We start from the raw sequence: 17,344 nt of genomic DNA on the forward strand, positions 1-17,344 counted from the left end.
ATAGTTCCATTAATAATAAAATTAGGAGTAGCTATGAGAAAAAAACCAAGCATTTTAGCGATTATGTCACTAGTAAGCCTATTGCCTATAACAGCAAGCGCTTCTGATAGTGATACCGCGTATAAATTTGATGGCTTATCATTCAATGCAGCATTAGGGCATTTATCTGGCGAAGCGCATGAATATGTGTATGAGGCAAACAAAAATAAAAAGATAAGCCAGTTAGATTGGCGAATAGATAGCGCATTAATAGCGAAAGGTGAGTTAAATTATGACGTAAAGCCTTGGCTTAGCATTAATGGCAAAGGTTGGGCAACATTGGCCAAAGGTAGTGGCTTTATGGATGATTATGATTGGTTAAATAATTATCAATCGAATTGGACGCATTGGTCTTATCATGACAATACGCATCTTAATAATGCTAATGGCATTGATGTTAGTTTACAAACTTGGTTGCTTAATAAGCCGAGCTACAAACTAGGCCTACTTGGTGGTTATGAAAAAACCTCATTTAGCTTGAGAGCGAAAGGTGGCTGTTTTATATATGACAATGCTCGCCAAATTGGTTGTTTTGAAGATAATGAGCCTGGAATAGGTTACCGACAAAAATTTAAGACGCCTTATGTAGGATTAGCAGGAAAATATGCAATAAACAATTTTGAATTAAATTTATTAATGAAGTTAAGTAATTGGGTAAAATCCGAAGATAGAGATGAGCATTATTCGCGTGATTTAACCTTTAAAGAGTGGGGAACTAAGGCCAAATATCACTCACTTACCTTAAATGCAGGTTATTATTTTACTAAGAATGCTAAGGTTTTTGCTGAAGCCTCTTATGCCAATTATGGCAATACTAAAGCAGATACAGAAATTAAGAATAATAGTTCGGGAAGGCGTTCATATATTCCTAATTCAGCTGGTCTAGATAATAAAAACTACATATTTGCAATTGGTGTACAATATATTATGTAATGAAGTAAAGATTTTCTATTCCTACTGCGGTTTAACCGCAGTAGGAATAGAAAGAAAAGAAACTCAAAATATCAATTTCTTCATTTAGGTTTCAATTCCGTCTTTTTTCCAAGCTATCCAACAGAATCCTTTATTTATATTACTAATGATGTAATTAGTACTGGCAAGAATATGTCTAATGGTTAAATTGGGCTTAGTAATGATTTTATCAACTGTATTTTAACTAAAGAAAATACAAATCGACCATTTGGTACTGATTTAACCTTAAAATAAAATCAAAAGAGCTTTAATATTCCGTTTTAGGGCCTTGAAAGCGTCAAATGAAGAAAAGAAGACTATCCATTTAATAATACTTTATACATTTTTACATGATCAAAAATTTGTACCTAGTGGATCTGGTTTTGATTAAGTGAAATTTATATCTTAATATTAATAAATATTTATGAGCTTAAGGATGAGAGTATATGAAAAAACTTAGTCTAATTATTACAGTAATGTTTCTCTTTTCTCCTATATCCTTTGCAAATGACACAAAATATGTTGCTTGTGATGCAATTGCTAAGGCATGCAGAGCTGCTAATTTCAAAAATAAAGATAAAAAATTCTGGCAAGATTGCATGAAACCTTTACTTTTGGGGAAAAAAGTCGATGGTGTAAGTATCGAAGTTACGCAAGTTAGCGCCTGTCGGGAGAAAAAAATTGCTGAGCTTCAGCAAGAACTAAAAGAATTTCAAGAGGTTAAATAATATTATTAAGCTTTAATAAATCAACTATCTATTTATTAATCAATACTTTAATTCTTAAAAATTAAGGTAAAACTCTTATTGCTATATTCTTAAGTAGCCTTGATGTAGCAGAGCGTAATTAAGGTTTACTAATACCTACTAAGGTTACCCTATAATTCATTCTATTAGTATTAAACGATTTGTTTATAGCCAATTATTTATATAATTTACATCTCCTTTGTTATCTTCAAGCTAATGAATCTACTAATTTTTGGCTTTTTAAAGTACAAAAATGAATTAATTTGTTTATTTATCGAGCTATTAATCTATACTTAAAAATACTGATGTGTTTTGGAGGCTGTTTGTGGATCTTTATGATGCTGACTTTTATAGCATAATAAGGATGTTATTTTTTTTCATGATGATTGGGTTATTTATTATATTAGAAGTTTTTATTCCATTGCATAGTTTGGGAAAAGAAGGAGGACAAAAACGACGCCTATTAAACTGGGGGGTGGGTATGCTAAGTGCTGTGATTGCTATTCCTCTTAGCACCCTTTCTGCCGCTTTATTCTGTGAACAATATAATTTTGGCCTTTTTCATTATTTTACAGTTCCCCTATGGCTAGGTTTCATCTTATGGTTTTTAATTAATGACTTAGTTTATTATTCTTACCATAGGTTAGCTCATGCTCATCGATTTTTTTGGTATTTTCATAAAGTTCATCATTCAGATAAATCATTAAATACTACAACGGCTATACGTTTTCACCCTCTTGAATATCTTGCTGTTAATTTTATTAAAATTAGTGCAATTTTTATATTCGGACCGTACTTTATAATTATCTTTTTCTGTGATGTTATTCAGGCCGTAATTATGTTATGGGCACATTCGAATCTTAAAATTAATAAGACAGTAGAGCGCTATCTAAGCTTATTTATTGTTACGCCCAGATATCATGTACTTCATCACCTTGAAGATCCAAATGCTAAAAATTTTGCAACTGTTCTTACTATTTGGGATCGATTGACCAAAGGTAAGGTAGACCCTATTTTTGAAGAGGAAAAGATCAATAACTTAAAGTTAGGATTAGGTCCAGATAAGTGTTACGACAACCTTACCAGTATGCTCTTGTTAGATAGGCTAATAGAGGCAATAAAAAAAACCAATTTTGCTCATTTTAAATATAGTCTATTAACAATTACGATTATGATTGGATTTTGGATTTTAGCGCTTTTTTATCCTTCAGTAACGCAAGGGATGCTTGGTATTAATGTATGGTGGTCCTTACTTTATCTAGTCTTAGCTTGTCATTTTACAATGATTGTTGTCTCTATCTATTTACATAGAAGCGAAACTCATCGTGCAGTAAGATTTCATCTTATTATACGCCATATTTTTAGGTTTTGGCTTTGGCTTGCAACGGGTACCAACCGCAGTGAATGGGTTGCTGTACATCGAGCGCATCATCAGGCGCCAGATACCGACAAAGATCCACATAGCCCGGCTATCTATGGCTTAAAAACGTTATTTACATCAGGATTTGAACTTTATCATAAAGCCAAATCTGAGCAAGTAGTCGAGAAGTATGGAATTATTAGCGATAATGATTATTTAGAGAAACATTGGTATAGTAAATATTCAATAATAGGGCCAATCATTTTATTAGTGATTGAAATACTCCTAGTTGGTATATGGGCTATTCCTTTGTGGACACTACAAATGATTCTACAAATTATGTTTCAAGCCAGTATTATTAATGGCCTAGGCCACTACTTAGGTTATCGTAACTTTGAAACTAAAGATAAGTCACATAATATTACCAGTTTTGGGTTATTAATTGCTGGTGAAGAGTTGCATAACAATCATCATCAGTATCCCGCTTCGGCTAAGTTTTCATTTTATTCTAATGAAGTGGATATAGGATGGATTTATATTCTTTTGCTTAAAAAGCTAGGTCTCGCACGTATTAAACTAAAGCCCCTGGCTAAAGCAAATCTAGAGTTCAAAAAGTATCGGCTAAAAGAAGAATAATATTATTTAAGCAATCAAAATAAACCTGCTCGTGACTTTTTTCCAAATAGCGCATCTATTAGCTCTTTGTTTAATTATTATGGCGTTATTTATAGCAATCAATTCTTTGTTCAAGCATCATCCTATCGCATTTCTTTTAATGGTTAAATTAGATGATCAAATTGTGATTTTAATGTTTATTATGTATTAGCTATGTGATAAGTTTGGCTAAAAGTTTTTACTAAGAAAAACGTATGCCAAAAATTACTTCTCACATAAAAAAATATGATCGCTCTCAAGCGGAAAACGTTTTCTATCAGGATAATGAGCAACCGTTTGGTTATTTTGAAATTCAAAATTCAAGGTATCGTGGCGAACAAGAAGATGCTTTGGCTTGGGAAACGTTAGAGAATGCTGTAGATACATTAACACCAGAAGAAATTGGTAAGAGGCTATGGACAACTTATCGCAATTTAGATGAACAATTTTTACAGAATGATTGTGGTGATGGCACAACAGCAGCAACGACTATTTATGATGGAAAAGGGAACTTAATTACCGCACTATTAGCAGACGCAGCATCTTTTGCAGCGGTTTATGACAATAATAATCAACTTTTAGGGGTTGTTAGATTAAACTCAGTAATACATAAGGCAAAGGTCCCTATTGAAAAAAAACGTATTGAAGATGCTGGCGGCAGAGTTTATTTTGATCGAGTGGGTGGCCAACTGGCTGTTTCAAGAGGCATTGGTGATAAATACTTTAAAGAAATTGGTGTTTGCTCTGAGGCAACAATTGATATTACTAGTATCAATACACTTGCAAAAACTTTTCAAGTTAGTCCAAATGCAATAAGAAAAGTACAAATTATTAATACCTGTGATGGTTTTACCGATGGTGCAAATGTTCAAACAAAAAAAGGACATGAGGAGTTTCTACTCGAGGCTTTGAAAGAAATTTCAGAAGCAAATGATAAGTTACCTGAAACAGAAATAGCTAAAGCTTTAGTGACTAAAGCAAAAGAAGCTGGCTCTACCGATAATATTACTGTTGCTATCCAAACAATTACATCCAATACACCGGCTTTGCTTCTTGGTGTTTATGATGGTCATGGTGGTTCCGAAGCCTCAATTTATGTCGCGGAAAATATAGGTGAGGAGTTTAGAAAACAATGTGAGCTTACGTCAGAAGTTTACCAGAATCAGACACTTAGTACTGATAAAAATAGCGTGGTTTATAATAGAGATCATGCAAATAAACAAAATACAGAACACCAAAAGAATGATCTCCCTACAACGACTGAGCTCAATCTTGAGGTACAGAGTTCGGATGGCTTAACGTCTAAGGAAGAAAAACGAGAAGAAAAAGATTTGCCTTTTCCTCAGATAAATATTCAGGTTCCTAACCTTAATGATATAAATACGAAGGCTACAGAACAAGACTTAGATGAAGAGATAAATGCTGGGGTGGAAAATTCTGATAACCAAGAAGAGTTTGGGTTAATCATTAATCAACTTGCAGAGGCCACCAAAAAATATCAAGCAAGTTTATCGCTAAAAAACCGAGAAATTCATGCAATAATTGCAAAGCTTCTTAGCACCTTAGATAATTCAGAAAAAAATCAAAATACTATAAAAAGGTATTTTGAGCTGCTTAATGCAAAAGAGCCAGGCAAACAATTTACCAATATTGAGATTATTCAAAATAATAAAGATATACCGACAAAACGCTTTATTTCTGGGGTTGCAATTATTGTAGCTACTTTAGCGACTGGCATTATCCCAGGCCTTGCTGTCATGGGTATCGTCTATGCTTTAACTGGTAAATCACTCTTTAATTTATTTAAAACAAATAGTGAGCTTTTTAAATCTGATTTAGCTCAGATTAAAAAGGAGCATCATTTACAAGAAGAACCAAGCCAGGGCGGTACCCTTCAGCCCTAAATTTAAATAACTAGCTCTATTATAAGGAAAAATTTAAAATTTTCGCCTTCTTATATTAAGCCCATTCTAAAAAATTGAGTTAGGCCTTTAAAAATTGAACTTTTAAAATTCTATAAAATGCAAAAAATAAAAATAACTTTTGATGAGCAAGAAGTAAATCAGACCGCTAAGGAAATTGGTGAGAATTTAAGAAAATTTAATGAATCTAAGATAGGACCTTTTGAATTTAAGCCCTTTACTCTTTACCTTGCCGATGAAAAAGACAATATTAGTGCAGGTATTAAAGGTGAAATATTTGAACAAGTTTGTATGGTACAAATGGCATGGGTTACTGAAAAGGAGCGGCATAAAGGTTTAGGTCAAAAATTATTTAAAAAATTAGAAGAAGTTGCTCACAATTATGACTGTGAATTTATCCAACTTGATACTGCTCAATTTCAAGCAAAACCTTTTTATGAAAAATTAGGCTATCGTATCGTAGCTACGCTACCAAGAAATTTTAAAAGCTATACAACTTACATAATGAGAAAATATTTAAAATACACTTAGTTTTGAATAAATATCAACGAGTAAGAGTTAATTTTTATTATTCAATCCTGAGGTATTGGCAATCAGGTTATTAGAGAAATTAACCTAATAGGTGTTATCTATATCGTTTTACTAAACTCAATTTTAAGCTTTTTCTTCGATAAAATTTTTTATATTTAATAAATATGGGTAAAATTACCCATATTAATTTTGGCTAAGATTATTTAAAATCGCGACTTGATTGAAAATAAACCAGTTGTGAGGTTTTCAAGGTATTAGCGATGAAGTTTTATAATAATCTTGAGTCATTCTTATTCGCTTATGAGCTCGGGTCATTCTCCAAAGCGGGTAAAAAATTAAATATTACACAAGCGGCTGTGTCAACTCAAATAAAAAATTTGGAAATTTATTTAGGTAAGACACTTTTTATACGTGAAGGTAAATATATTAAGCCTACGTTTGCTGCTAAAAAATTAGCTGTTTTAGTTTCTGAACCTTTTTATAAATTAAGGGGCGCTATCGATAGCTTTTCCAAATATACCAATACACGAGAAGGTATAATAAAAATAGGTTGCATCAATGAATTTGCTCAAAAGATTTTAACCCCTAAAATAGGTATCTGCCTTGAGCATGAAATTAAACTTAGAGTAAATTATATTAATAACAATCAAGAAGTAATTGATGCATTGCAAGATAATTTAATAGATTTTGGAATTACGTCAGTTAAATTTGATTATCCTAATCTCAAATTTATTAAATTATTTGATGATGAATTAATTTTTGTTGGAACTGAGCGTTGGAAAAATTACTTAGATCAAACAAATGTGGCTTCATTTGTTTCTAGCCTTCATTCATTACGCTGGCTTGCTTATAATAACGATTTGCCATTCATCAAAAAGTATATAGATTCTATTTTAGATACAGTACAATTTATTGAACCCTATCTTACTTTTACTGATTTTAATGTGTTGATTGATCTAGTTGCGCGTGGTTATGGAGTGGCTTGTTTGCCAAAAACATATGTCCAGTCTTATATCGACAATCAATCAGTTATTCAAATGCATTTTCCTAAAAATCCGCCTCGATACACAGTTTATCTAGTATATAAAGCAGGTAGTTTGCTAAATAAACGAATGAAATTTTTCAAAGAGCTTTGCGATAAGATGTCTGTAAAAAATTTAATAGGCGTATATTAGAGTGTGCTACAAGCCTACAATGAAATAACGTGTTAGGGAAATTTTCAATCAATAACCAGAAGCTAATTTAAGAATAAGCTGGTTTTTTGATTTACAATCATATTTTTCCCGTAAGTTTTCAAAGTGTCTTTCTACGGTACGTCTTGAAATTCCAAGGAGAGATGCGGTCTCATCCGAAGTTTTTCCCCGTATATGCCACCATAATACTTCTTTTTCTCTTAGCGTTAAATGAGTGTTGTGATGAAAGCTTTTTTTATTAAAAGGAATGGCAAGAGTAATCGATTCTTTAATAAAGGCTGTACTCATGAGTTGCATAAACTCAAGTTGATTTGCAATTGAAAGTTTAGGCAAAAGAGGGCGGATTGAAGCTAATTGACTATCAAAATAGTTATTAAATTTAGACAACATATCAAGGTTGTTTAAATAAATATGATTTATATCTGGCTTATCTAAGGGCGCATCAAAGCAGTAGAATTTTAATACTTTATCCTTACTATTAAGAATCTCAAGTATGCGAAATGAATGGCCGAAATTAAAATCTTGCAACAATTTACCGGCATCCTTATAAGTTTCCTGCTCATTTTGCGGATAAGTATCTAAAAGATAGAACCCTTTTTTAGGATAAGATTTTAAAATATTTAGAGGTTTATTCTTAATAATGCCCTGTAAAATACATTGATGTAAGTATTCATCATGACTGTCTAACCAAAAATAATTACCTGTTTCATCCGCTTCAATGTAACTAAAATGATTAATTCCTATCGCTTTAAATAATACGGCGCATGTGTTTTTTACAAAATTAGTGTAATTAAGTAGGCGCAAAGGTTCATTTTCTAAGTTGATATGCATTTTTAAATAAAATAATTAAAATCAAATTAATTATATTGATTAAATATATTACATTAAATAAATATAATATTCAATATTTATACAACTACTTAGCCCGTAATTCTTTAATTATGTTATCTATTAACAATTTTTTAAGGATATAAATAAATTTAGGGGTATAGAAATTTTTCGTTAATAACAAATTGTTACTCTTCCTGTTAGTAACAAAGAGCATTTATAGTAATAAAATTAATAAAAATTAAAGCAAGAAATAATAAGAATAAAACAACAATAATAACAATTATTGTCTCAAGGGTTACTTATAAAAATAAAAATGGTTAGTAAAATCGAAAAGGAAATTTTTAATAAAAATAAAACAATAAAAATAAGTAATAAGAATAAAACAATAAGAAAAAGAGATAGGGATGTTATTTACTAAAATATGATTTTATGGATTTAAGGTTGCTTATTTAATCAATAAAAATAATAAAGATTAAAGAAAAATTAAAAAAAATAAAATATGGATGTTCTAAATAGGTTAAATTTATATCCCTATTTATTGACTCTTTAAACGAAAAGAAGAAAAACTAATAAAAACAATAAAGACTGCACTTTAAAGATAAGAATAAAACAAGGAAGTTATTCCTTTTTAATCCAAAATTAATTAAGGCAAAATATTTGGCTAAAAGGTTACAACTTGAATACATAATTTAAGCTTGTTATTATTTGTTTAAGCTGTAATAAAATCTTTATCAATGTCCTTAAAAATTGATTTAAACCATCCAATCTTTTTACTAAAGAATAGAGTCTGCGAAGTTAGTAAAAATTTTTTAAATATATTTGGTTTTAATTATTTTCAGTATTTACGTTGTTTTGCTGATGGTTCTATAAATTGCCTCGTTACAGATACAAACTTATTTGAATATTTTCAGAAAATTGAAAATGAGCCTGTTGTTTTTTCATCTTTTGGTAATGAACATATAAAATCTCATTCATATTGGTTTTTCTGGGATGAAGAGCTACCAAGTATGCCGGTGGAGATTGCTCGAGAAAAATATAATTTCCATAATGGGATTACGTTGGTGAGGCGTAACAAAAATTATTACGACATGATTGCTGTAACGCTTCCTTATGAGCACCCAAATCCGGGTGCATTTTACCTCAATAAATTAAAAGCCATAGAACAATTTATTTTTGATTTTGAATTACAAAATAAAGAATTAATAACGTTATTGAATAAAAATCCTTTAAGCCTTCCTACCGCTTATCGCGATGTGAATTACAAAGATATTTGCTTGCATCAAGATCGAATTACAGTAGAAGGAAAAACTAAATCGACCTATATCACTACCCAAGAATTAACTTGCTTAAGGTTATGGTTACAAGGAGCAACACATAAACAGATTGCCAGGTGTCTCGATCTGTCACATCGAACCGTTGAGACTTATTTAGTGAGGATTAAACAAAGGACAGAATTTTCCTCCTGGTCTGAAATAGAACGTATGTTATATTCTTGTTCTGCTGTTTAGAAGATTTGCTAGATGTAGGTATTTATAACGGACAGACAAAATAATTATATCTATTAAACTCTGCAAAAAGTAAAATTAATTTTGGAGAGTTTGATGAAATTAGCTAAACCTGCCCAACATCTATTTGAACAATTTTGCGAAGGTTATGCCATGCGTGATTTATCTTTTACACTTAGCCTTTTTACAAAAGAAGCTAATGTTTGGGGATCAGGTCTTGACGAATATCGAGTAGGATCAAAGGAAATTGAAGAACAATTAACGAGAGATTGGAGCCAGTCGGAGAGCTCTAAAATAGAAGTCGTACGTTTTGTACCGACACCTGATAATGCTTTGTGGGCTGCGGCAGTTTGTAATGCCCGAATTATAGTTGCTAATAAGAATTATTTATTTGAACATTTACGAGGTACTTTAATTATTGAGCAAGATGAAGGTATTTGGAAAATAGCACACATGCATGCCTCTTTCCCTGACTACAGAAATGTAGAGAATAACTCTTTCCCAATTAATTAACTTTGATTCAATTAGCAAGATAAATTACCACCTGCCTTTACGCACAACCTTTTTTGCATAGATAAGGAATGTCTTTCCCGCGTAGGCGGGAATCCATGCAGAAATTAGCTTCAGTGCTCATTGATGGATAGATCCCCGCCTACGCGGGGATGACAAAAGTGTTTGTAGTAGATGTAAAAGAATTTATAGAGGATAACATAGACATACTTTTGTTATATTTATTTCTCAAACACATAGAATGGATTCCCACCTGCCTTTACGCACAACCTTTTTTGCATGGATAAGGAATGTCTTTCCCGCGTAGGCGGGAATCCATGCAGAAATTAGCTTCAGTGCTCATTGATGGATAGATCCCCGCCTACGCGGGGATGACAAAAGTGTTTGTAGTAGATGTAAAAGAATTTATAGAGGATAACATAGACATACTTTTGTTATATTTATTTCTCAAACACATAGAATGGATTCTCACCTGCTTTTACGCACAACCTTTTTTGCATGGATAAGGAATGTCTTTCCCGCGTAGGCGGGAATCCATGCAGAAATTAGCCTCAGTGCTCATTGATGGGTAGATCCCCGCCTACGTGGGGATGACAAAAGTGTTTGTAGTAGATGTAAAAGAATTTATAGAGGATAACATAGACATACTTTTATTATATTTATTTCTCAAACACATAGAATGGATTCTCACCTGCTTTTACGCACAACCTTTTTTGCATAGACAAGGAATGTCTTTCCCGCGTAGGCGGGAATCCATGCAGAAATTAGCTTCAGTGCTGATTGATGGATAGATCCTCGCCTACGCGGAGATGACAAAAGTATTTGTGCGGATGAAATTGTTTTGCAAACTAGCCTATTTCTTTTGTTATTTCCTGTAGACAGAAAGCTATTTTATAGTTAACTCTAAACTAGGCGTGGAGTTTGGGCTATTACCAAATTTAATTGAGCATTTTCCATTAAATTGAAGTATTCTTTCCTTTATTTTTATGTTTAAACAAATAAACAAAGTTAAGGTTATATAATAGTTATTTTTATGAAAAATTCAGAATCTAGTGATTGCTACTTTATTTTTGGTTTCGGCTATACCGCCAAGTTTTTAGCAAAAGAGTTAATTAAGCGCAATTTCAAAGTCATTGGAACTACCCGTGATAAGCAAAAATTTTTAACTTATGATACACAGCCAAACTATTCTCTTATTAATTATCAATTTGATGAAGTCTCAGCTTATTTAAAAGAAGCAACTCATCTTCTGATAAGCATTCCTCCAGTTCCAATGGTAGGTGATCCTGTATTGTCTGATTTTAATAATTTAATTAAAGACAATAGGCATCATTTAAAATGGCTAGGTTATTTATCCTCAACCAGTGTGTACGGTGATCATCAAGGTGATTGGGTAGATGAAGAATCAGTCTGCTTAGCGAAAGATACTCAAAGCACTTTAAGGTTAAATACTGAGAAAGCCTGGACGGCTTTTGCAAAGCAATATCAGCTACCACTACATATCTTTAGATTGGCCGGAATTTATGGACCAGGTAGAAATGCCATAAGTCGTATCAAGGCCGGAAAAAAATTAAGTATTTATAAAAGTGGGCAATTTTTTTCTAGAATCCATGTCTCTGATATTGTATCAGTCTTACTAGCGTCATTAGAGTATCCTAAATCTTATTCAATTTATAATGTTGCTGATGATGAGCCAACTGCATCTCATATTATTGACGCGTATGCTTGTAATTTGTTAAAGCAATCACCTTTGCCCCTTATCAATTATGAAGAAGCGAATCTCTCACCTTTTGAAAGACATTTTTACACCAATAATCGTCGAGTAGCTAACGCTAAAATTAAAAATGAATTAAAAATTAAACTTAAGTACCCAACCTATCAAGAAGGACTCCAGCAGTTAATTACAGATAATTATTAAAATAGAAATCTTATTAAGAGTAGAGCATTTATTATAATATCTTCGAGCTAGTCTAGTTTATCAATTACTTAAATACTCTCTATTTAAGTATAAAATTAATGCTAATAATAAACTATACATTAATCCTATTAATAAGGCGCAGGAAAAAAAAGTATCTGGAATTAGCGCCACTAACACTGTAATTAAGCAAATCACAATGATCTTCATTAAGCTTAGAAGTGAGGTTGCATCTATAATAAATAAATTAAAATTTTTAAATCCACGAGCAATAAAGTTAGGGTATAAAACACCTAATCCTAAAGAAGAAATAGCCATAGGTATAACAAAAGCTAAAATTGACTTAGCAGTAAACCAGCTGGCAATTAAAAAATTTACTGTACCCAGTAGACTTATTATTAAGCCAATGTAAATCAAGTTTTTTGGTAAATATTTAACAAGCAGTATACTATTAAAGAGAGAACCTAAACTAAATAATAAACTTATTAAAGCTCCTATCCAGCCAAAGAGCCTAGTAGATACACCTAACTGTAGCTGTAAGATAAAAGAACTCATAATCAAATAACATACAATAATGCTTACACAAATAATGGCATATATCATATGCATCATATAATATTTATTTTTTAGTAGAATTTTCATCTTTTTAAAAAAAACCTTTTTTTCTTTTTTGGGAGCGATAGTAATGTCTGGTAAAAACCTATAGCTAGATAATAAAAGTAAAAAAGCTAATATAAATAAAAATATAAAATTGCTTTGCCAACCATAAAGCTCCTGTAAGTATCCACCTAAAATTGGGGCTATAACATTAGCAGTTGTTAAAAAAAACACAGTATAAGAAACGAATATTCCTAATTTATTGGAAGGCAGAAGAAGATGAATAAGTGCAATGATAATTGCTATAGAACCAAACCCCGCACCTATCCCCTGTAAAAACCTCAAAGTTAGAAAATAAGTTATATTAGTTGAAAAGATAATTAAAAGAGTAGATAGTAAAAATATACTATTACAAATTAAAAAAGTATGACGATAATTTATTCCTCTATTAGTCCATCCATTTAAGAAAATAGAAAATCCAAATCCTAACATAAAATAAAAATAACTCAGCTGAATAGTATCACTGATAGTATTAAAAAATTGGATTAAAGCAGGCATAGAAGGAATATAAATATCCATTGCAAACTGGGCAATCAATCCATTGGCAATAGCAAATATAATTAATTTATTTGGTGCTGATATAGTAATAGACATTTTAATTTTTATCTTAAGTATTAATAAATTATTTCCTAATAATAACAACAACTTGTCCGGGTTCACTGATAAAGTTATTATTTATTCTGTGCTTAATTTGTTTCAATTCCCATAATAAATAGTGATTTTCCTGTAATTGAGTTATATATTGCTGTTGTATTTTGAAAAATTCTTCTATATTTAGCTCATTAATAAAAAGCTCATAATAGACTTCAATGCCAGAAATTTCATGAGTGATGGCATTAATGATTTCACCTGCACTAAGCCCTTCACGATGAAAATAACCTAGGCTCTGATGTAGCTTTTTACACCAGGCAGCTAACGACGCGCTAAGTTGTTGGGAATAAATAGTTTTATCATACCAAGGGTCAACTACAATTACGCCATATTTAGCGACCCTTAGAGCTTCTGCCAAAGCATCTTCTGGGTTAGGTATATGATGTAGAGAATTAGCGACTAAAACCCAACTAAAATTATCATTCGCATAAGTTAAAAGTCTGGCATCGCCTATTTCAACACTAATATTTGCTTGACGTAATTTCTCTACATAAGGCTCATAAAGATCAATACCATAAACTTTCATAAAATATTTATTTTTTAAATAGATTAATTTTTTGCCATCACCACAACCTACTTCAAGTAAGGAATGAGCTTTTGGTTTTAAATTTATTATTCTTTCAACAAGTTTCTTTTCAAGGGTTGATAGTTTTGGAAAAGACATTTTTGCTCTCCAAGTTAAGTGAGTGTAAAAACGCCGCGCCAAATTCAGTTAATTTAGCATGTTTTAAAAGGATTTCTTCACCCTGTTTAAATTTAATATGATATGCATTTAAACGGTCCTGATAAAAATAAGGCAAGTCTCGAATGGGTCGATTCGAATAATTTTCATGATGGCCACTATGTTTAATATCTATTAAATAATCTTCTGCTAATCTATACATGACAATTAATCTAAAAAAGACAAAATGTGCATGAAAAATTCCCTTTAAAGGTCGTAATACATTTCGTGCTGGAGAATGATATAGTTCAGTAGAATTTAGAATTATTGGGTCTATGGTCATCAATAAATTTAGAAACACATGAGATGTTTCATGGATTATACTGTCAAAAAAATATAAAAATTGTTGTTCTTCAGAATCAAGCAATTTATAGCGAAGGATAATCATGCCAAAATACTTTAAACTCGTTGCTGCTGTAGCAAAAAAAATTCCTTTCGATATATGTAATACTGCGAGTATTTCTTGAATTTCGTTATACAATTTTTTATTTGTTTTCTTAATAACACTAAATACTTTAGCTATTTGTTTTTTAGCTAAATCATATTCAGTAGTTGAAAGTTGCTCAAATGTTTCAATTTTATTAGATACAGACCGAACATAATTTAGTTGGTTCTCTATAATTGGGTTATTTTGATCATTATCAATCAGAAATTCTTGTATATAAAAATTATCAATACTGAATTCATTTAATAAATGACAGAGATTATCAACTTCATCCTTCTTTTGGCCATAAAGAGCTTCTAAAACAGAGTAGTAATAAAAATACAGCATAGGAGAGAAATGTTTATTAACATCTAAACTGTTTATCTTTTTTAAAAGCAAATTGAAATTTGCGTTAAGTCCCTTCTCTGCGGCAAGAATAAGCTCCAAAAAACTTTTCCTTGTTCGTTTTCTAAGGTAACAATGCATAACCTTTATATGGGTTTTGCCCATAAAAGGTTGCATTGGAAGTGTGTATAATAATTTTTGGTTAATAGTCATATGTTATTCCTGTAAGAATTATACAACTGTAACCAAGTTTAATTTTAACTATAGCTCGCTCATATCTTATGCAGGCGCTTGTACTGTAGGTATTTTATCTGCGCCGTCTTTGACAGTATTAGAGGGAACTTTAAATGCCGAACGTTGCTCTGACAATGATTCATTAAGCCTTTTCTTAGACTCACCTTGGTTATGCTTTGCTCTTTTATTCATAATAAACCCCTAAAAAGATAAAACAAATAAGCAGAACTTAATCTACTTAATTATGATTATAGACTATGAGTTTTCTTAAGGTTTAGTTAGCGAAATTAATTTCAGAACCACTATCTTTAATATTTTCATAACTACTTGAATTTAAATTAGTAATAAAGAATAAATAATTAAAATTTAACTAAGAGGAGATTAAATGAATAACACTGAGCTATAGCAATATATAGCTCAATGTTAATAATTAAATAAGTAAAAATAGCCTAATATTATTTTAAATATTATGTAATAAATAGCTACCTAATTTGTGGCGTTAATTGAGTACTTTGCTCTTCTTTTTCAGGCCAAACCCGCTTAAAAAAATTAAACGAATATTGCCGACTGTCAGGTTGTATAGAGTTACATGCATTAGGGCAGGTCGGTACTAATAAATGTGAGAGAACAGTATGGCCATTTGCTGTATCTGCATTTTTATATTTTTCTGCAGAGACATAAAATTTATGAGATTTAGGATTATCCTGTAGCCATTCCTCTTCAATAGGAGAAAGTACCTCACCTTGTTGCTTTTTCGCCTTTAATGCTTTTGTTTTTTCTTTTACTAATGCATAAATTGATGCTTTGTTATAAGGCACTAATTTATCATCTGCAAAACGTTTGCCCTGCTTATCTTTTTTAGAGCGAACGACAACATAGTCCCGATTATGGGGAGGAATTGCTGAAAATTGTTTTTCTACATTTAAAGACCAGCCGCTCACAATAATAAGAGGATTTAAAATAAATTTAACAGAACCATAAATAAGCCAATTTAACCAAGTTTTAGGGTGAAGCGGATTTGCTTCTTTAGGAGGGCGACTACGCTGTTCAATAATAGCAGTTATAGAGCGAAACGATCGAGCATCATATAATTTAACGGGTAATTTATCTTCTGCATTTAATATACCCGCGGTATGTGCAGCAACATTTCCGCCTAAGCACTCACCCATAAAAGCAATATTTTGGGCATTCGCGCCTAATTTAATTAAACGTTGGGCCTGAGCAAGTGCATCATCATAAAGATCTTGCTCGCTTTTTATAATTCCTTTACTTAAACCTATGCCGCGATAATTAAAAGCAATCACAGTGACATTTAATTCTCTAGCATAAATTTGATAAAGTTTAAGCCAATCTACAAAATTATTACTTCTAGGCATTGCTGTAATAATGAACCGCCGTTTACTTATGTCTTGATTCGCTGATTTTGGATTGCGGACTTCTACGGAATCAAGGATAGCATTATCTGGCGTTTGTAACTTATAGAAATAAAGGTGATTTCTATTTTGGCGAAAATCATACCTTAAACGTTGCTGTAATTTCTGAAAAAATCGCTCTTGTTGGTCTTCATTAAGTTGTTCAAGACCGCGAAAATGAATTTGCTCAAATTTAAACTTCGGATTATCACCTTTAATCTTAGCCTCAACTTTGTTAACTAATTTATCTAAATAATTATCAATATACTTTTCAGCACGTGGTTTAGGAAATAAGTGAGTTACCCCGCTTAATAAAACATCTAAAATTTTTACTGTAATCGTATGGTTAACTAAAAAATTTCGCCAGTTTAATAGTTCTCTGATTAAAATATGCTTTTTTGGTAAAATGTTAATAATATCCATTTCTTCCGAAGGCATAAATAAGGGATCAGGGTATTTAGGATTTTGTACGATAAGGGCATCATCTTTTTCTTCTTTCCGAAAAAGAGGATTGATGACTAGATAACTAAGTAGGCGACCCACAAGTATTTGGAAAAGGGTGTAAGGGAGTTTAATTAAATGTTTTAAAAATTGGCCAATTTGCTCTAAAGGTTTTTTCTTCGGATTTTCTAAACGATAAAACCCACCGTATTTACTTTCAGACTTTTTAAGTTTTACATTTAAATTTGTCATAAATAATACATTTGCGTATAAAAATGCGCAGTCTATACTATTTTATAACT

General features: G+C 31.4%; 15 protein-coding genes. 9 read left to right on the forward strand and 6 right to left on the reverse strand.

Annotated features, from left to right (window positions below; translation table 11 throughout):
- Positions 1 to 33: 33 nt before the first annotated feature.
- From DYH30_RS01260 to DYH30_RS01285, 6 genes are all read left to right on the forward strand, one after another.
- Positions 34 to 972, forward strand: coding sequence for an omptin family outer membrane protease (locus DYH30_RS01260; protein WP_115329773.1), 939 nt, complete (start codon positions 34 to 36; stop codon positions 970 to 972).
- Positions 973 to 1,436: 464 nt separating this feature from the next.
- Positions 1,437 to 1,718 (forward strand): hypothetical protein, encoded by a 282-nt coding sequence (locus DYH30_RS01265; protein WP_115329775.1) that lies wholly within the window; start codon positions 1,437 to 1,439, stop codon positions 1,716 to 1,718.
- A gap of 343 nt (positions 1,719 to 2,061) precedes the next feature.
- Complete coding sequence (locus tag DYH30_RS01270; protein ID WP_115329777.1) at positions 2,062 to 3,732, forward strand: sterol desaturase family protein; 1,671 nt, start codon at positions 2,062 to 2,064, stop codon at positions 3,730 to 3,732.
- Positions 3,733 to 3,965: 233 nt separating this feature from the next.
- Positions 3,966 to 5,654: a PP2C family serine/threonine-protein phosphatase gene (locus tag DYH30_RS01275; protein ID WP_115329779.1), complete on the forward strand. Its 1,689-nt coding sequence runs from the start codon at positions 3,966 to 3,968 to the stop codon at positions 5,652 to 5,654.
- A 93-nt stretch (positions 5,655 to 5,747) separates the two neighbouring features.
- Positions 5,748 to 6,203: a GNAT family N-acetyltransferase gene (locus DYH30_RS01280; RefSeq protein ID WP_341273198.1), complete on the forward strand. Its 456-nt coding sequence runs from the start codon at positions 5,748 to 5,750 to the stop codon at positions 6,201 to 6,203.
- Positions 6,204 to 6,463: 260 nt separating this feature from the next.
- Complete coding sequence (locus tag DYH30_RS01285) at positions 6,464 to 7,378, forward strand: LysR family transcriptional regulator (protein ID WP_115329783.1); 915 nt, start codon at positions 6,464 to 6,466, stop codon at positions 7,376 to 7,378.
- 48 nt (positions 7,379 to 7,426) lie between these two features.
- On the opposite strand, the gene DYH30_RS01290 is transcribed toward DYH30_RS01285, so the two are convergent.
- Complete coding sequence (locus DYH30_RS01290; RefSeq protein WP_115329785.1) at positions 7,427 to 8,227, reverse strand: helix-turn-helix transcriptional regulator; 801 nt, start codon at positions 8,225 to 8,227, stop codon at positions 7,427 to 7,429.
- A gap of 734 nt (positions 8,228 to 8,961) precedes the next feature.
- Between DYH30_RS01290 and DYH30_RS01295 the strand changes: the two genes are divergently transcribed.
- From DYH30_RS01295 to DYH30_RS01305, 3 genes are all read left to right on the forward strand, one after another.
- Complete coding sequence (locus tag DYH30_RS01295) at positions 8,962 to 9,735, forward strand: helix-turn-helix transcriptional regulator (RefSeq protein ID WP_115329787.1); 774 nt, start codon at positions 8,962 to 8,964, stop codon at positions 9,733 to 9,735.
- A gap of 93 nt (positions 9,736 to 9,828) precedes the next feature.
- Positions 9,829 to 10,245, forward strand: coding sequence for a nuclear transport factor 2 family protein (locus DYH30_RS01300; protein WP_115329789.1), 417 nt, complete (start codon positions 9,829 to 9,831; stop codon positions 10,243 to 10,245).
- Positions 10,246 to 11,275: 1,030 nt separating this feature from the next.
- Positions 11,276 to 12,160, forward strand: coding sequence for an SDR family oxidoreductase (locus DYH30_RS01305; RefSeq protein ID WP_115329791.1), 885 nt, complete (start codon positions 11,276 to 11,278; stop codon positions 12,158 to 12,160).
- Positions 12,161 to 12,220: 60 nt separating this feature from the next.
- Here DYH30_RS01305 and DYH30_RS01310 read toward each other — a convergent pair whose 3' ends face one another.
- The 5 genes from DYH30_RS01310 to DYH30_RS01325 all read right to left on the reverse strand — a co-directional run bounded on the left by DYH30_RS01310 (position 12,221) and on the right by DYH30_RS01325 (position 17,294).
- Positions 12,221 to 13,408 carry an MFS transporter gene (locus tag DYH30_RS01310; RefSeq protein ID WP_115329793.1) on the reverse strand — a complete coding sequence of 396 codons (1,188 nt, stop codon included), beginning with the start codon at positions 13,406 to 13,408 and terminating at the stop codon, positions 12,221 to 12,223.
- Between the two features lie 28 nt (positions 13,409 to 13,436).
- A complete protein-coding gene (locus DYH30_RS01315; RefSeq protein WP_115329795.1) occupies positions 13,437 to 14,129 on the reverse strand; it encodes a class I SAM-dependent methyltransferase in 693 nt (230 codons plus the stop codon).
- Positions 14,101 to 15,168 (reverse strand): aKG-HExxH-type peptide beta-hydroxylase, encoded by a 1,068-nt coding sequence (locus DYH30_RS01320; RefSeq protein ID WP_115329797.1) that lies wholly within the window; start codon positions 15,166 to 15,168, stop codon positions 14,101 to 14,103. Before DYH30_RS01320 ends, DYH30_RS01315 begins: the two co-directional genes overlap by 29 nt.
- 66 nt (positions 15,169 to 15,234) lie before the next feature.
- Complete coding sequence (locus DYH30_RS17880) at positions 15,235 to 15,381, reverse strand: hypothetical protein (RefSeq protein ID WP_160116134.1); 147 nt, start codon at positions 15,379 to 15,381, stop codon at positions 15,235 to 15,237.
- Between the two features lie 290 nt (positions 15,382 to 15,671).
- Positions 15,672 to 17,294: an alpha/beta hydrolase family protein gene (locus DYH30_RS01325; RefSeq protein ID WP_115329799.1), complete on the reverse strand. Its 1,623-nt coding sequence runs from the start codon at positions 17,292 to 17,294 to the stop codon at positions 15,672 to 15,674.
- Positions 17,295 to 17,344 lie beyond the last annotated feature (50 nt).

This window comes from Legionella busanensis, assembly GCF_900461525.1.
GTDB classification, from domain to species: Bacteria; Pseudomonadota; Gammaproteobacteria; order Legionellales; family Legionellaceae; genus Legionella_C; species Legionella_C busanensis.

What these genes read in the sequence shown, in the direction of transcription:
- DYH30_RS01320 (WP_115329797.1), bottom strand. Translation starts at nt 15,168, where the DNA reads ATGACTATTAACCAAAAATTATTATACACACTTCCAATGCAACCTTTT.
- DYH30_RS01325 (WP_115329799.1), bottom strand. Translation starts at nt 17,294, where the DNA reads ATGACAAATTTAAATGTAAAACTTAAAAAGTCTGAAAGTAAATACGGT.
- DYH30_RS01310 (WP_115329793.1), bottom strand. Translation starts at nt 13,408, where the DNA reads ATGTCTATTACTATATCAGCACCAAATAAATTAATTATATTTGCTATT.
- DYH30_RS01300 (WP_115329789.1), top strand. Translation starts at nt 9,829, where the DNA reads ATGAAATTAGCTAAACCTGCCCAACATCTATTTGAACAATTTTGCGAA.
- DYH30_RS01305 (WP_115329791.1), top strand. Translation starts at nt 11,276, where the DNA reads ATGAAAAATTCAGAATCTAGTGATTGCTACTTTATTTTTGGTTTCGGC.
- DYH30_RS01315 (WP_115329795.1), bottom strand. Translation starts at nt 14,129, where the DNA reads ATGTCTTTTCCAAAACTATCAACCCTTGAAAAGAAACTTGTTGAAAGA.
- DYH30_RS17880 (WP_160116134.1), bottom strand. Translation starts at nt 15,381, where the DNA reads ATGAATAAAAGAGCAAAGCATAACCAAGGTGAGTCTAAGAAAAGGCTT.
- DYH30_RS01275 (WP_115329779.1), top strand. Translation starts at nt 3,966, where the DNA reads ATGCCAAAAATTACTTCTCACATAAAAAAATATGATCGCTCTCAAGCG.
- DYH30_RS01260 (WP_115329773.1), top strand. Translation starts at nt 34, where the DNA reads ATGAGAAAAAAACCAAGCATTTTAGCGATTATGTCACTAGTAAGCCTA.
- DYH30_RS01295 (WP_115329787.1), top strand. Translation starts at nt 8,962, where the DNA reads ATGTCCTTAAAAATTGATTTAAACCATCCAATCTTTTTACTAAAGAAT.
- DYH30_RS01285 (WP_115329783.1), top strand. Translation starts at nt 6,464, where the DNA reads ATGAAGTTTTATAATAATCTTGAGTCATTCTTATTCGCTTATGAGCTC.
- DYH30_RS01290 (WP_115329785.1), bottom strand. Translation starts at nt 8,227, where the DNA reads ATGCATATCAACTTAGAAAATGAACCTTTGCGCCTACTTAATTACACT.
- DYH30_RS01265 (WP_115329775.1), top strand. Translation starts at nt 1,437, where the DNA reads ATGAAAAAACTTAGTCTAATTATTACAGTAATGTTTCTCTTTTCTCCT.